This is a genomic window from Alistipes sp. cv1 (assembly GCF_900240235.1).
In the GTDB taxonomy this organism is placed as follows: Bacteria; Bacteroidota; Bacteroidia; order Bacteroidales; family Rikenellaceae; genus Alistipes_A; species Alistipes_A hominis.
Map to the genome: position 1 here is coordinate 57,881 of NZ_OEPW01000004.1, position 14,438 is coordinate 72,318.

The following is a 14,438-nucleotide window of genomic DNA, read 5'->3' on the forward strand; positions in this document are numbered from 1 at the left end:
GAAGGGCTATTTTGTCCAGTTTATTTTGGCCGTCTTGACGTCGCGGGAGTTCGGACCGATGCAGACGTTGAACTCTCCGGGTTCCCAGACGTGCTCCAGTTCGCTGTTGTAGAATTTCAAGTCGGCAGTTGTGATGCGGAACGTTACGCCCTGCGTTTCGCCGGGTTTCAGCGTGATCCGGCGGAAGTTTTTCAGTTCCCTGACCGGTCGCGAGATGCTGGCCACCGGATCGCCGATGTAGAGCTGGACGATTTCGTCGCCCGTGCGGGTGCCGGTGTTGGTTACTTTGACCGTGGCGTTTATCGTCCCGCTACCGCCCGAAGCGACCGCCCGGTCGAGCTGGATGTCGCTGTAATCGAACGTCGTGTAGCTCAGCCCGTATCCGAACGGATAGACCGGATCGTTCGTAATGTCGAGGTATTTGGTCGTCGCCCAGAAGTCGGCGCGGTACGGCCGTCCGGTATTCAGCGAGTTGTAGTACAGCGGGAGTTGGCCTACGCTCTGCGGGAAGGTCGCGGTCAGTTTGCCCGACGGTACGCGGTCGCCGAACAGTACGTCGGCCAGCGCGTAGCCGGCCATCGTTCCGCCGTGCCAGGCTTCGAGAATCGCGTCGAACCGTTCGTTCTCCCACGACAGGGTCAGCGGGCGTCCGCTCATGATCGCCACGACGACCGGTTTACCTGTATCGTGCAGCGCTTTGAGCAACGCTTTCTGGCATTCCGGAAGTCCGATGTCCGAGCGCGAGCGCGCTTCGCCCGACCAGCCGCTCGGTTCGCCGACCGTGGCGACGATCACGTCGGCGTCTTTGGCCGTTTCGAGCGCCTGTTCGATCAACGTTTCGGTCGGCGTCGTGTTTTTCCCGGTCTGAGCCAGCAGCATCGGTTCCTCGGTCAGGTTCGATCCCTGTGCATAGACCACTTCGGCCCGGTCGCCGACGACCTCTTTGACGGCTTCGAAAATGCTGCGTGCCGGGGCTTCTTCGCGCAGCATGACCCAGGTGCCGAACAGTTCGCCGCGCGTGTTGCCCATCGGGCCGATCACGGCGATCTTGCCGGTTTTTTGCAGCGGCAGGATTTGCCGGTCGTTTTTCAGCAGCACGATCGACTCTCCGGCCAGTTCGCGCGCCGTTTGCAAATATTCGGGCGACAGGGCCTTTTTCTGGCGTTCGGGATCGGTGTACTGGTACGGGTTGTCGAACAGTCCCAGTTTGTATTTGGCTTCGAGGATGCGGCGGCACGCCTGGTCGATCTCCTGCCGGGTTACCTTCCCTTCGTCGAGCGATTTTTTCAGCGTCCAGATAAAAGCGTTCGCGCCCATGTCCATGTCGAGCCCGGCTTTCAGCGCCAGCGCCGCGACCTGCTGTAGGTCTCCCATGCCGTGGGCGGTCATTTCGCCGACCGATCCGGCGTCCGAAACCACGAACCCGTCGAATTTCCATTGGTCGCGCAATACGTCGGTCAGCAGCCAGCGGTTGCCGGTCGCCGGAATTCCGTCTACGACGTTGAACGACGACATGAAGCTGCCTGCGCCGGCTTCGGCTGCCGCCTTGTACGGCGGCAGGTAATAATTGTACATTGCTACGCGGCTCATGTCCACCGTGTTATAATCCCGTCCGGCTTCCGATGCGCCGTACAGCGCGTAGTGCTTGACGCAGGCCATCACGGTGTTCGGCGCCGACAGGTCGTCGCCCTGGTATCCTTTTACCATCGCCTTGGCTATTTCCGACCCCCACCACGGATCTTCGCCGGAACCTTCGGCGATTCGGCCCCAACGGGCGTCGCGGGCGATATCGACCATCGGCGAGTAGAACCAGTTGATGCCGAAAGCCGAAGCCTCTTCGGCAGCGATCCGAGCGCTTTTTCGGATCAGTTCCGGATTCCAACTGCACGAGATGGCCAGCGGGATCGGAAATACGGTTTTATAGCCGTGGATCACGTCGAGACCGATCAGCAGAGGAATGCCGAGCCGCGACTCCTTGACGGCGATCTCCTGCGCTTTTTGCGTCGCGGCGGGGTCCATGCCGCCGGTTGCGCTGAGATATCCTTTGCGGATCGCTTCGTCCTGGCCTACGGCGGCGCCTACGACGCCCGGAACGCCCCCGGAAGCGAGGTTCAACTGCCCCAGTTTTTCGTCGAGGGTCATTTTGCTCATCAGGTCGTCGATGAATGCGTCCATTTTCGGGTCGCGTTGTCCGTATGCCAGCGAAGCGCACAGCAAGGTAAGCGACAGTAACAATTTTTTCATGGTCGGGTTATGCGTGTTGGTTTAGGTTTGTCATGATCGGCGAACGACGACAACCTGCAGCAGGAATGTCGTCGTTCGCAGTATGTGGTCGAAACGCCGAACTATTGATTCAGCGTCCGTTCGATATAACTTTTGTAATCTTTCACCACCGGGCAGTAGTTGCTGCCGAACAGCGGCGACGAGATCAGGAAATCGGCCGTCGAACGGTTGATCGCCGTGGGCACGTTGTACAGCGTCGCCAGACGCAGCAGCGCTTTTACGTCCACGTCGTGGGGCTGGGCCTGCATCGGATCCCAGAAGAAGATCACCGCTTCGACCTTGCCTTCGGCAATCATCGCGCCCAACTGCTGATCGCCGCCCAGCGGACCCGATTTCAGCAGTACGATATCGACCGCTTCCTCATCGAACTCTTTGCCGCGCCGGTCGCGCAACGTCCGTTCGACCATTTTCCCGGTCGTTCCGGTGCAGATCAGATGATGTTTCAGCAAAACCTCCCAGTTCCAGTCCACCCATTCGGCCAGGTCGCGCTTCATGTTGTCATGAGCGACCAGGGCCACGCTCTTTCTGTTTTCCATAACCATTATAATAATACATTACGGCGCAAAGGTACTAAAAGTTCGGCCGAAACGGAACGTTCCCGGTCTAAAATTCCGGAAGATTACCTGAAATATTTGCTGCGGCATACGAAATGCGGATTGTGCAGCGAGATCTTGTTGTATTGCAATCCCGCGCCCCCGTCGAACGGTTCGACGACCCCGCCCGCTTCGCTGAGAATGATCTCTCCGGCGGCCGTATCCCATTCGTAGGTGTTCGACGTGCGGACGTAAATTTCGACGGTACCTTCGGCCAGCAGGCAGAATTTGAACGAACTGCCCTGCTCGACGATCTCGGCCGCCGGATGAACCGCTTTGATCCGGGCGATGTGTTCGAACGTTTCGTCGGTATTGTGCGAACGGCTTACGGCGATGCGGATCGGTTCGTTGGCTTTGTCGCACAGCGGCAGCCGGGTCGTATCGCTCCAGATTTGCGGCAGGTCGAACAACGCTTCGTGGTCGGGCTCTACGTCGGTTTTCAGGTAGCATCCGGCTCCTTTCAGCGCGAAGTAAATTTTATGGATATACGGAACGTAGATCACCCCGATGTACGGTTCGTTGTTGTGCATCAGCGCGATGTTGACGGTGAATTCTCCGTTGCCTTTCAGAAATTCCTTGGTGCCGTCCAGCGGGTCGACCATCCAAAACAGATCCCAGTTGCGCCGCTCTTCGTACAGCAGGTCGCGCCCCTCTTCGCTCAATAGCGGGACGCGGGTCTGGCTCAGGTATTTCTTGATCAGTTCGTGCGCATCCCGGTCGGCTATCGTGATCGGGGTGTGGTCGCTTTTGATATCCACGGCGAAATCGGCGTCCCCGGTATAGATGTCGATGATGCGCGCCCCGGCGCGGATCGCGGCATTATAGGCATTTACCAGCAGGAAGTCGGTTTGTTCTTTGTTCAGCATGGCTGTTCGGTTTTATGGCGTTCGGTTTCAGATTAGGTTCGCATATTATTTGGAGGATTCGAAGATCGGAATTTCTCCGTCGGCGACGGTTACGGTGGTTACCAGCGGCCCTTTGAAGCGTTCCCCTTTGCGGCTGATCCACACTCCGCGCGGGAATCGTACCGTCCGGCTGTCGGACTCGCTGAGCAGCGGGGCCACGAGGTATTTCGACCCGATCATGAACTGGTCGTTGCAGTCGGTGAATCCGTTACGCGGAAATTCGTATTCCATGTGGCGTACGATGGGTTCGGCCGTGCGGGCGCTCTCCTGAATCAACTGTCGGTAATATTCGCCGATTCTCTCGCGGGCGGTAAACGCCGCCTTGCACTGCGCGGCGACCGCCGGATCGGTGATCCGCCACGGGGCGATGTCGAGCGCGGCGACCGGCAATACCGACGAGAGCTGCACGTAACGCAGCAGCACTTTCGGGTCCCGTGCGACGGAGTCCGACGTCAGGGCCGGATCGGCGCTCACCGTGCTGTACGGGTATCCCAGCAGGTTGGCCGTAAGGATATTGGATACCATCTCCTGTAAGAGCCCCCATTCCAGCGGACGTTTCGTTTGTAAATCGTGGATATAGGGCGCGAAGCCGTCGCCCCGGCTGATCGTATATTGGCTGGAGTGGAAATCGTTGCCCAGTTCGCTCCATTTTTTCAGAAATTCGGCGGCCCCGGCATTTGCGAAGCGCGCGTAAGGCAGCGCTCCGTCGCAGTCGAACAGGAAGCCGTCGACCCCGAGGCTGTCGTGCAGCACGCCCAATTGCCGGCGAAGCATTTCGTACACGGTCTCCCGCGTGATGTCGTAAAAAGCGCTGTATCCGCCGATCCATTCGGCCATTGCCGTGCGTCCGTCGGACAGTTTGACGAATGCTCCGCTGTTGCGGAAAGCGCGGTAAATAGGCCCGTCTCCGCTGACGAATGGCGTGACGGTCAGCATGAGCCGGAATCCTTTGTCGTGCAATTCGCGGATGAGGGCTGCAAAATCGCCGTACATTTCGAGGTTCGGCGTGAAACTGCCGATCGTCGATTGCCACCCGCCGGGAACGACCAGCGTTCCGGCCGGATAGCCTGCGGCGAGAATGTTCTGTGCATACTGCCGGATGTCGTCGGCCGTAGCCGAGAACGGAATTTCCGCGCTCATGTCGTACACCGGGGCCGTGAAGAACTCCGCCGCCGGAGTCGGCGCGTTTTCTGCCGGAGGAAAATTCTTATGGCAGCAGACCAGGTAGGCTTCCCGCAGGGTTTTACCCCCGGTGACGGCTTCGACCTCTTCGATCGGCGATTCGATCCGGAATTCGGTTCCGGTATATTCGATCTTAAAGGGCGATTTGCTCCAGATGTAGCGTCCCCGGCTCGAAATCAGCAGCGGAGCGACGTTGCTTTTCACCCAGGTGGAAAGGTCCGTTTGCGGAAAAGGCTCGCTGAGCGGCATCGCCTGTTCGCCCCCGACGAATACACCCCACCACTGTTCTCCCTTCAATACGTCGATTTTCGTACTGTACTGCGCGGCCAGCGATTCGCAAAGCAACGCGGCCGCCAGTACCAGTCCTGCTATTTTTTTGTACATATCCGTTTTGTTAATATTCCACTTTTTTCAGCAGGGAATTGAACCACATCAGTTTGTCCCCGAACAAATCCCGGGCCGTTGCGGCATACTCCTCGAACAGTTCCCCGACCAGTCGCTTGTACCGGGGCATGTCGCCGACGTCCACCTGCAGCGAATAGGTGAAATGCTCCTCGGCGGTCGCCGGCAATACGCGGGTAAAAGTGATTTTATCGAATCCCTGTGCCGCGAGCAGCGGGAGGTAGTGTTTGCGCAAAGATTCCAGCCAGCGGTCGTGGATCGCCGGATCGACCATGAAAGAGGTGTTGACGATATACATAAGTCCGGTAATCTGTCTTTAAAATTTTGTCTAAGGTACGTTTTTATTCCGATTTACTCAAATTTTTCAGGGGCTTTCTCCGCGGAGCCGTCCGGACAGCCGCAAAAGGAACGTTCCGTAACTTATTCCGGTAGTGGAGAATGTCCGTTCATTTGCGTTAACGAAATAAAATGCGGTTTTTGTATCCCGAAAAGACTTTTTTATCCCTTCAAAAACAATGATTCCGTGTTTTTTACCAATAGATGCGCGCCGGAAACGGAATGTTCCGCGCTTTCCGTCCGGCGAAATTCCGCCCGTCGTCGGTGAAAAAGCGCGGGGATTTTGTTTTATTCGAAAAACATCGCTATCTTTGCTCTCCGATTTATGCAAATCTAATTTGTGACTAAATGTACGCAATCGTAGAAATCGCAGGTCAACAGTTTAAAGTTGAGAAAGGTCGGAAGCTCTATGTTCACCGTCTTCAGGGGGATGAAGGTTCCTCGATGAGCTTCGACAAAGTCCTGCTAACAGACAATGACGGTCAGGTTAACGTCGGCACACCTGTAGTAGAAGGGGCCGCAGTGAATGCAACGATTCTCAAGCACCTGAAAGACGACAAAGTGATCGTCTTCAAGAAGCGGAGAAGGAAGGGCTATCGGGTAAAGAACGGTCACCGTCAATACCTGACCCAGATTCAGATCGATGAAATTAAAGCTTAACGTTTAAAACCTCAGAACAGAGATGGCACACAAGAAAGGAGTCGGTAGCTCCAAGAACGGTCGGGAATCCGAAAGCAAACGCTTGGGCGTAAAACTTTTCGGAGGACAGGTTGCCAAAGCGGGCAATATTCTGGTTCGCCAGCGCGGCACCGTACACAATCCGGGTGAAAACGTAGGCATTGGCAAAGACCATACGCTTTATGCCCTCGTTGACGGAGTGGTTTCTTTCCGCAAGAAAGAAAAAGACAGATCTTACGTTTCGGTGACTCCGCTGTCGTAGGGAATCCGAGATCGGATATAGGAATTGCCCGGAAGCAGACGCTTCCGGGCAATTCTTTATACGGGAAATCTCATGAAAGAAGCGATAAATTCTTTGTTTGTAAGTTTAAGAGATGATACAGAAAAATGATTTAAAATGACGATTATGTGCTTTGTGCCGTATAATTATTTCATTTTATGCTGTTTTGTATTTGGAATAACGCAAAAAAAAAGTATATATTGCTCAAATATATGGAGTGTTTTAATGTGAAATTTATTTTATTTAAATCTATATAGTATGAAGAAAGTTGTATTATGTTGGTATATTTTGCATCCTTTCAGAAATCAAAAAAAATCACGTTGAGCGATCCCCTTTGCATGTAAATTTGGAAATATGCGAGTTACTCTCGGAGTGAAATTATATTAGGATTTGCTGATGTTTCTTTAGGTTATAGACTTGAATGGGGTATTGTCTAGTCATATTTGACAATACGCAAAAGAAATAAAGCTAAGGTTTATATTTATAGTTTGATAAATAAATATTTTTTATTCATTAAAAAACACGAAGGATGAAAAAACAATTTTTTTAATTGGAGGGGCTCTCGTTTTGGGACTTCCTGGGAAGTCAATTCATATCAAACGGCGGTTTCTGATTTGATCTCTGAAAATGTGGAGGCTCTTGCTCGAGACGAAACTTCGTCTGGGTTTGCAGAGGTTTCTTGTTATTATGAAGAAGTTACTGATTCAAATGGAGATGTTGTCCAGTCGCATGCGATAATGTGTGAGGGAGAAGGAGATAAGGCTTGTACTTGTAGTCATGAAAAATAAATACAGTGTTTATAAATTAACGTTTTGTTAAAAGAATATTAAAGATGAAAAAATCGACTTTCTTTATTGGTGCTTTTTCTTTGGTGGTTTTCTCTGGAATTAGTAAGAAATTACATCAAACAGCAGTATCTGATGTGATGACTGAAAATGTAGAAGCTTTAGCCCGGGATGAAACGTCATCTGGATATGCCGAGGTTAGTTGCGTATATGAAGACGTGGTTAATAGTGACAGTTTGGTTGTGAAAGTCCATTCGAGGAGTTGTTCTGGGGAGGGCGATCTGGCTTGCTCTTGTGATCATATGAAATGAAAATAATTTTAGATAAATATGATGGTAACTTTTTAAAGAGTCTCCGTTTATGAAACGAACCTCGTTTGTTGCAATCGCATTTTCCGTTGTGTTTTCCGGTTGCGTAAGTTCGGCATCCCGACCGGATTACCCTACCGATTTGTTGACGATAACTGTTGACGTCGGTCGGAATGATGACGGTAAACTGATAGACAGTATATTGGAATTTTCGCATTATGTCATTTTGGATCCGCAACAAGAAGTCCTGATTGGAAAAATAAAGAAGTTGCAACTTCTGGACGGACATATAGGTGTTGCGAGTGAGAATAAAGCTTACGTTTTCGATTCGACTGGTAGGCTGGTGCATTGTTGGGATCGCCAGGGGCGCGGTCCTAACGAATATTTGCAAATGACGGACATGGAGATCGGTAGGGAAAAGGACTGGGTATGTCATGTGTATGACAAGAATGCGGGAAAGTTATTGACGTATGACATGGACGATAAAGCCGTTTCTGTTAAGGAAATGATCCCACATGCAAAGGCGTTCAAACTTTTGGGTGATGGCCTGATCGCTTTTAATATGGGAAATGGTTCGAGCACCTTTTTGCAAAAGGAAGACTATTTTAATTACAGATGTATCGACAGTTTCGGCAAAACACGGATATCTGCTGTTCCGTTCAATAAGCAAATGTTCGGATTGTCGACGCAATACGATAAAGGGAAGTCGTTTTTTTACCGGTATGGAGAGCAAATTTATATGAGCGCTCAGCATAACGATACTATTTACCAGGTATCCGATACCTCCGGTCGGATAACGCCCTGTCTTGTGTTTGATTTGGGTGTCGAACGACCGAGGGCGGATGATGAGAATTACCCGATTTCGAACTACCAGAAAGGTTTAGGCGGTGAAAAACCAGAAGTTCCGGTAGCGTTCTATAAATTTCCGAACGGTTATTTAGCCGAATATACTTATGATTTCCGACCGTATGTGCTGATTGCCAACGAACAAGGAGAGATATTGTACACCGGTAACAGCGCCAGGGATAAGAATGGCGTTTTATTGAGGCCCGTACCGTATCTGGATTTCGACAATTCCGGTTATCTGATTTCATATTTCAGTCCGGTGAATATCGAGGCTGATAAAAAGATAGGTCGGAGAAAAGGTTGCGATTCCGCTTTGCTGGATGAATTATCTTTAAAAGTCTCGGAGAACAGTAATCCTGTTTTATTATTCTATAAGTGGATTTACTGAGACGTGCCGGATTGATGTGCTTCAATGGTTTATGTCCGTATTTTAATGCGGCGATTTAAAAATAAGATGCTGTTTGGCAGTCTCTTATGTGTTATTCATAAAAAGACGACGCCCGGAACTGCAGTTCCGGGCGTCGTCTTTTTATGAATCCGGATTCCTCCGGTTCCGGTTGTCCTTATTTCGCGTAGCTGACCGAGCGGGTTTCGCGGATCACGGTGATCTTCACCTGGCCCGGATAGGTCATTTCGTCCTGGATCTTCTTGGCGATGTCGTGCGACAGGCTGTCGGCCTCCTGGTCGGTGATCTTCTCGCTGCCGACGATCACGCGCAGTTCGCGGCCGGCCTGAATCGCGTAGGTCTTCATGACGCCGGGATAGGCGAGGGCCATGTCTTCCATCTCCTTCAGCCGCTTGATGTACGATTCGACCACTTCGCGGCGGGCTCCCGGACGGGCTCCGGAGATCGCGTCGCAGACCTGTACGATCGGTGAGATCAGGTTGTTCATCTCCATTTCGTCGTGGTGCGCCCCGATGGCGTTGATCACTTCCGGTTTTTCCTTGAATTTCTCAGCCAGTTTCATGCCGATGATTGCGTGCGGCAATTCCGGTTCGTCGTCGGGCACCTTGCCGATATCGTGCAGCAGGCCGGCGCGACGGGCCATCTTGGCGTTCAGTCCCAGTTCCGAGGCCATGATGCCGCACAGATTGGCCACTTCGCGCGAGTGTTGCAGCAGGTTTTGTCCGTAAGACGAACGGTATTTCATCTTACCGATCAGGCGGATCAGTTCGGGATGGAGCCCGTGGATGCCCAGGTCGATCGTGGTGCGCTTGCCGGCTTCGACGATCTCTTCTTCGATCTGTTTCTGTACTTTGGCAACGACTTCTTCGATGCGTGCCGGATGGATGCGGCCGTCCGTTACCAGTTGGTGCAGCGCCAGACGCGCGATTTCACGGCGTACCGGATCGAAGCCCGACAGGATGATCGCTTCCGGCGTGTCGTCGACGATGATCTCGATGCCGGTAGCGGCTTCCAGGGCCCGGATGTTCCGTCCTTCGCGGCCGATGATCCGGCCTTTCACTTCGTCGCTCTCGATGTTGAACACCGTGACCGAGTTTTCGATGGCCGCTTCGGTAGCGACGCGCTGGATCGTCTGTACGACGATCTTTTTCGCTTCCTTGTTGGCGCTCATCTTGGCCTCTTCCATCACTTCGTTGACATAGGTCATCGCTTCGGTCTTGGCCTCCTCTTTCATGTTTTCGATCAGGATGTTCTTGGCTTCGTCGCTACTGAGGCCGCTGATCTGTTCGAGACGGGTGTTTTGTTCCTTGATTTTGCGGTCGAGGTCTTCCTTCTTGCGTTCGACGCTCTCGATCTGAGCCTGCAGACGCTCGCGTACGGAATCCTGTTCGCGGATTTTCTTGTTCAGCTCGTCCTGCTGCTGGGTCAGGTTGTTTTCCAGTTGTTTGGCGCGCTGTTCGCTCTGGGAGAGCTTTTGGTTGCGCTCGTTGACGGCCCGGTCGTGTTCGCTTTTGAGCTGGATGAATTTTTCCTTGGCCTGGAGAATCTTCTCCTTTTTGATCATCTCGCCGGCCGATTCGGCCTCTTTCAGAATCGCGGCCTTCTTGTTCCGGACGATTTTCGATGTGATCGAATAGCCTGCATAGCAGCCTGCGGCGGAACAGATGACGGCAATTATTGCTATAATTACAATGCTCATAGGTGTTAGTTAAATGTATTTATATGTTAAACAAAATGTACGTTTGGGTATAAAAAAGACCCGCACAAATTCCTCTTTCCTTGTTTGACGAATCTCCAATCTCGTCATGTATGGGGCTGCCGTTTATCGCAAACGTCCAACGTCTTCGGATGAAGAACCTTCCGGGGGGAAGGTTAAGGCCTGTTTTTGAAATACTGAGCTTGACCCCAATGTAAATAGTGTTGAGTTTCGCAAAGCTTAAAAGGAATCCATGCGGGTTTTTATTCCTTAACTTATATGTCCAAGAACCTGTTGTCTGTTATTAAGACGTCGTTTACGTTTCAAATATTGTTCAGGTAGTCGTCGATCTCTCGTTCGATTTTCTGCAAACGCTGTGCCTCTTCCGTCATCTCCCGGTTCATTTCCAGCCCGACCTTGTCGACGGCCACCTGCAAAGCGGCCATGGCCAGATAATCTTCCGGTTCGGCGGCGAACCGGGTTTTGTAAACCGAGATCAGGGCATTGATATCTTGTGCCGCACGCCGGTACTTTTCCTCCTCGGCCTGCCGGATCGTCATCGGGTATTCTTTACCCGCCAACTTCACCGATATCCTGCGCGTTCCTGCCATCAATATAACGTCTTCGCTACTTGTTCATCAATGCAAGGCATTTGTCAATTTCCCGCAATAGTTTGTTGACTCTGAGCCTTGCTATCCGGCTGTCGCCGCGGTTTCCCATCAGACCGGCCGCCGTTTCGAGCGTTTCGATTCGTCTGCCGAGCTGCCGTATTTCCGTTTCGGCCGCTCTTTTTTCGAGGATGACCGTGTCTCGTTCGGCGGTCAATTCACGCACTTCGCTGCGAAGTCGCCGGTTGTCCTCGATGATCCGAGAAACCTTTTTCTTCAGTGAATCGATAATCGCCTTGTTGTCATCCATTTCTGCAGACAAAATTGATTCGTCCACTCAAAAGTAGTTATTTTTTGTCAAAATGCAAAATCTATTTTCCGCGCTTCCCTATACGAATTTTCCGTAAAGGTCGTAATCTCCTGCTTCCGTTATTTTTACGTCCAGGAAGGTTCCCGGCGACGGATTCTCGTCGGTTTCGACCAGGATTTCGGTATCGACTTCCGGCGAGTCGTATTGCGAACGTCCGACGAGGAACTCTCCCTCGCGCCGGTCGATGATGATCCGCTCTCGCGTGCCGATCCGCCGGCGGTTGTTTTCGGCCGAAATGCGGTTTTGCAGTTCCATAATCGCGTCGGCCCGCCGTTGTTTCACCTCGTCCGGTACGTCGTCGCGCAGCCGCATGGCCGAATAGGTGCCCTCTTCTTCCGAGTACGGGAAGACTCCGAGCCGTTCGAATCGCACCCGTTCGACAAATTCCAGCAGTTCGTCGAAATCCGCTTCGCTTTCGCCCGGATAGCCGGTCAGCAGCGTCGTCCGCAGCGCGATGCCGGGGATCCGGCGGCGCAGTTCGCCGATCAGTTCGTAGGTCTGCGCCTTGTTCAGCCCGCGGCGCATACTTTTCAGTTGCGGGTCGCTGATGTGCTGAAACGGGATGTCGAGGTATTTGCACATTTTCGGTTCGTCGCGCAGCGCGTCGATCACGTCCGTCGGGAACTGCGCCGGGTAGGCGTAGTGTAGGCGTACCCATTCGAGCCCGTCGATGCGGCACAGCCTGCGGAGCAACTCGCCGAGCCGCCGCTCGCCGTACAGGTCGAGGCCGTAGTAGGTCGTATCCTGTGCGATGACGATCAGTTCCCGGACGCCCCGCGCGGCCAGCATCTCCGCTTCGCGAAGCAGCTCTTCCATCGGCACCGAGACGTGACGTCCGCGGATCAGCGGGATCGCGCAATAACCGCATCCCCAGTTGCATCCTTCCGAGATTTTCAGGTAGGCGTAATGGCCCGGCGTGGTCAGGTGCCGCTCCCCGGTCAGTTCGTCGCGGTAGCGTCCGCCGACGGTTTTCACGATGTCGCGCAGGTCGTTGACGCCGAAGTATTCGTCCACTTCGGGGATCTCTTCCCGCAGTTCTTCCCGGTAGCGTTCGGCCAGGCAGCCCATGACGAACAGGTGGTCGATACAGCCTTTGGTCTTCGCGTCGGCGAATGCGAGGATCGTGTTGACGGACTCCTCTTTGGCGTCGCCGATGAATCCGCAGGTGTTGATTACGACGATCCTGGCGTCCGTTTCGTTCGAGTCGTGGACGATTTCGAAACCGTTGCGTTGCAATTGCGCCATCAGGTGTTCCGAATCGACGAGGTTTTTCGAACAACCGAGCGTTATGACGTTGATTTTACGTTTCATAGTGCGTATTTGCTTGCAAAAATAGGAAAATCCGCACTATATTTGCATGTCGACATGAAATTGACCGAATGTTTACGGACATTTAAAACGATAGATTATGCTGAGTAAAAAAATGGAAGAGGCGATCAACGCCCAGATCAATGCGGAATTCTGGTCCGCATACTTGTATTTGTCGATGTCCTGCGATTTCGCTCGGAAAGGACTCAAGGGAATGGCCAACTGGTTTTCGATCCAGTTCCGCGAGGAACAGGATCATGCCCGGATGCTGATGGATCATGTCCTCGCACGCGGCGGAAAGGTCGCTCTGGCGCCGATTGCCGAAGTGCCTTCCGCCTGGGATTCTCCGCTGGCCGCTTTCGAAGATACGCTGAAACACGAAAAAAGCGTGACCGCCCGGATCGACGCGCTGTGCGAGCTGGCCGCCGCCGAAAAGGATTTCGCTTCGGCTAACCGGTTGGTTTGGTTCGTTGACGAGCAAATCGAGGAAGAGGAGAACGTGCAGGGCATTATCGATGCGCTGAAGCTGGTCGGCGACGACAAGGTGGGAACCTTTATGCTGGACAAGGAACTCGGGGCGCGAACTAGCACGCCTGCGCCGGGGAAATAATTCCGGCGTTTCAAGTATACAAGTATATAAAATATGCCGTCTTTGTGACGGCATATTTTTGTTTGAGGCGGATGTTGTTTTAGGTTTCATTCCGTTTTGTTTCGGCCTTTCATCAATTTTTGCCGTCTGTCTTCCAACGGGATTTTTATGTCGAAATAAAGTTTGCCTTCAGGAATACCTTCCGCTTTGATCTTCGTTTCGAGATACCCTTCCCTGTCCAGTGACTCCCCCCGGATTGTTTTTGTGACGTTCAATACGCGCAGAATAACATATTCATCCGGTATTCCGAGTATTTTAAAAGCCGTTTCCTTTGTTCGTCCGTCGCCGGAAGTCCAGATACCTTGCAGTAGCATTCTGAAACGTTTCCGATAAGGCTCCGTCTCCTCCGGGGGAAGTTTACATACGTCGCTAACAGCAAGCAGTATTTCATGGGCTCCCAGGGAAGTAGGACATTCGTGCAGAATCGATTTGGCCTGATCGAATGCTTCTTGGTATTTTCCGAGTTGTAATAGTTTGTGTGCTTCGCTTTCTCCGTTTCCTACGAGACCTTTGTAATTGGATTGCCGGGCGAATCCGTAATAGATTTCGGCGCATTCCCACGGGGTCAGGGTCGTATCGGCCTGCTCAAAACGTGCAAGCAACTGGTTGTAGGTATTCGGTGAATCGGTTGCCACACTGTCGCCAGGGACGGTCGTGAGGAATTTTTTCATAATGGTTTCCGTTGTTATTGTTTTAGTTTCCTGGGAACGGGCTTGAGCTCGATAGCTATTGGTCAACAATAAGACGGTGAGGCTGAGTATGGAAAGTTTTTTCATAAGAGAGGTAGTTTTAGTGAGGTATTC

16 protein-coding genes are annotated in these 14,438 nt (G+C 52.5%); 6 read left to right on the top strand and 10 right to left on the bottom strand.

Translation table 11 applies throughout. The features are described from left to right. Positions 1–6: 6 nt before the first annotated feature. The 5 genes from bglX to C1A08_RS07475 form a co-directional block, all read right to left on the bottom strand. Positions 7–2,244 (bottom strand): beta-glucosidase BglX, encoded by a 2,238-nt coding sequence (gene bglX, locus C1A08_RS07455; protein WP_101572492.1) that lies wholly within the window; start codon positions 2,242–2,244, stop codon positions 7–9. 101 nt (positions 2,245–2,345) lie between these two features. Beyond that, a complete protein-coding gene (locus C1A08_RS07460; RefSeq protein WP_055204663.1) occupies positions 2,346–2,819 on the bottom strand; it encodes a methylglyoxal synthase in 474 nt (157 codons plus the stop codon). Positions 2,820–2,902: 83 nt separating this feature from the next. Further along, positions 2,903–3,742 (bottom strand): 3'(2'),5'-bisphosphate nucleotidase CysQ, encoded by an 840-nt coding sequence (gene cysQ / locus C1A08_RS07465; protein ID WP_055204665.1) that lies wholly within the window; start codon positions 3,740–3,742, stop codon positions 2,903–2,905. Between the two features lie 45 nt (positions 3,743–3,787). Then, positions 3,788–5,347 carry a TIM-barrel domain-containing protein gene (locus tag C1A08_RS07470; protein ID WP_101572494.1) on the bottom strand — a complete coding sequence of 520 codons (1,560 nt, stop codon included), beginning with the start codon at positions 5,345–5,347 and terminating at the stop codon, positions 3,788–3,790. Positions 5,348–5,357: 10 nt separating this feature from the next. Continuing rightward, positions 5,358–5,663, bottom strand: a complete 306-nt coding sequence (locus C1A08_RS07475; protein WP_055204669.1) for a DUF4286 family protein — start codon at positions 5,661–5,663, stop codon at positions 5,358–5,360. Positions 5,664–6,049: 386 nt separating this feature from the next. On the opposite strand from C1A08_RS07475, the gene rplU reads away from it, so the two are divergent. From rplU to C1A08_RS07490, 5 genes are all read left to right on the top strand, one after another. After that, the gene (gene rplU, locus C1A08_RS07480; RefSeq protein WP_055204671.1) at positions 6,050–6,361 is read left to right on the top strand and encodes a 50S ribosomal protein L21; all 312 of its coding nucleotides are present in this window, start codon (positions 6,050–6,052) and stop codon (positions 6,359–6,361) included. A gap of 22 nt (positions 6,362–6,383) precedes the next feature. Then, complete coding sequence (rpmA, locus tag C1A08_RS07485) at positions 6,384–6,641, top strand: 50S ribosomal protein L27 (protein WP_055204673.1); 258 nt, start codon at positions 6,384–6,386, stop codon at positions 6,639–6,641. Between the two features lie 632 nt (positions 6,642–7,273). Beyond that, entirely contained in the window at positions 7,274–7,447 is a 174-nt protein-coding gene (locus C1A08_RS13545) for a hypothetical protein (RefSeq protein ID WP_373419258.1), read from the top strand. A gap of 44 nt (positions 7,448–7,491) precedes the next feature. After that, entirely contained in the window at positions 7,492–7,755 is a 264-nt protein-coding gene (locus tag C1A08_RS13100; RefSeq protein WP_118457851.1) for a hypothetical protein, read from the top strand. Positions 7,756–7,804: 49 nt separating this feature from the next. Further along, positions 7,805–8,986 (top strand): 6-bladed beta-propeller, encoded by a 1,182-nt coding sequence (locus C1A08_RS07490; protein WP_101572496.1) that lies wholly within the window; start codon positions 7,805–7,807, stop codon positions 8,984–8,986. A 175-nt stretch (positions 8,987–9,161) separates the two neighbouring features. On the opposite strand, the gene rny is transcribed toward C1A08_RS07490, so the two are convergent. From rny to rimO, 4 genes are all read right to left on the bottom strand, one after another. Beyond that, positions 9,162–10,703, bottom strand: coding sequence for a ribonuclease Y (gene rny / locus C1A08_RS07495; protein WP_101572498.1), 1,542 nt, complete (start codon positions 10,701–10,703; stop codon positions 9,162–9,164). 320 nt (positions 10,704–11,023) lie between these two features. Continuing rightward, positions 11,024–11,311 (bottom strand): cell division protein ZapA, encoded by a 288-nt coding sequence (locus C1A08_RS07500; RefSeq protein WP_081032585.1) that lies wholly within the window; start codon positions 11,309–11,311, stop codon positions 11,024–11,026. Between the two features lie 16 nt (positions 11,312–11,327). Beyond that, positions 11,328–11,618, bottom strand: coding sequence for a hypothetical protein (locus C1A08_RS07505; RefSeq protein ID WP_055204679.1), 291 nt, complete (start codon positions 11,616–11,618; stop codon positions 11,328–11,330). Positions 11,619–11,696: 78 nt separating this feature from the next. Continuing rightward, complete coding sequence (rimO, locus tag C1A08_RS07510; RefSeq protein ID WP_101572500.1) at positions 11,697–12,989, bottom strand: 30S ribosomal protein S12 methylthiotransferase RimO; 1,293 nt, start codon at positions 12,987–12,989, stop codon at positions 11,697–11,699. A 97-nt stretch (positions 12,990–13,086) separates the two neighbouring features. On the opposite strand from rimO, the gene C1A08_RS07515 reads away from it, so the two are divergent. Beyond that, entirely contained in the window at positions 13,087–13,596 is a 510-nt protein-coding gene (locus tag C1A08_RS07515) for a ferritin (RefSeq protein WP_101572502.1), read from the top strand. An 86-nt stretch (positions 13,597–13,682) separates the two neighbouring features. Here the strand turns inward: C1A08_RS07515 and C1A08_RS07520 are convergent, their stop codons facing one another. Beyond that, positions 13,683–14,411 (bottom strand): DUF4919 domain-containing protein, encoded by a 729-nt coding sequence (locus tag C1A08_RS07520; RefSeq protein ID WP_145996536.1) that lies wholly within the window; start codon positions 14,409–14,411, stop codon positions 13,683–13,685. Between the last annotated feature and the right edge of the window lie 27 nt (positions 14,412–14,438).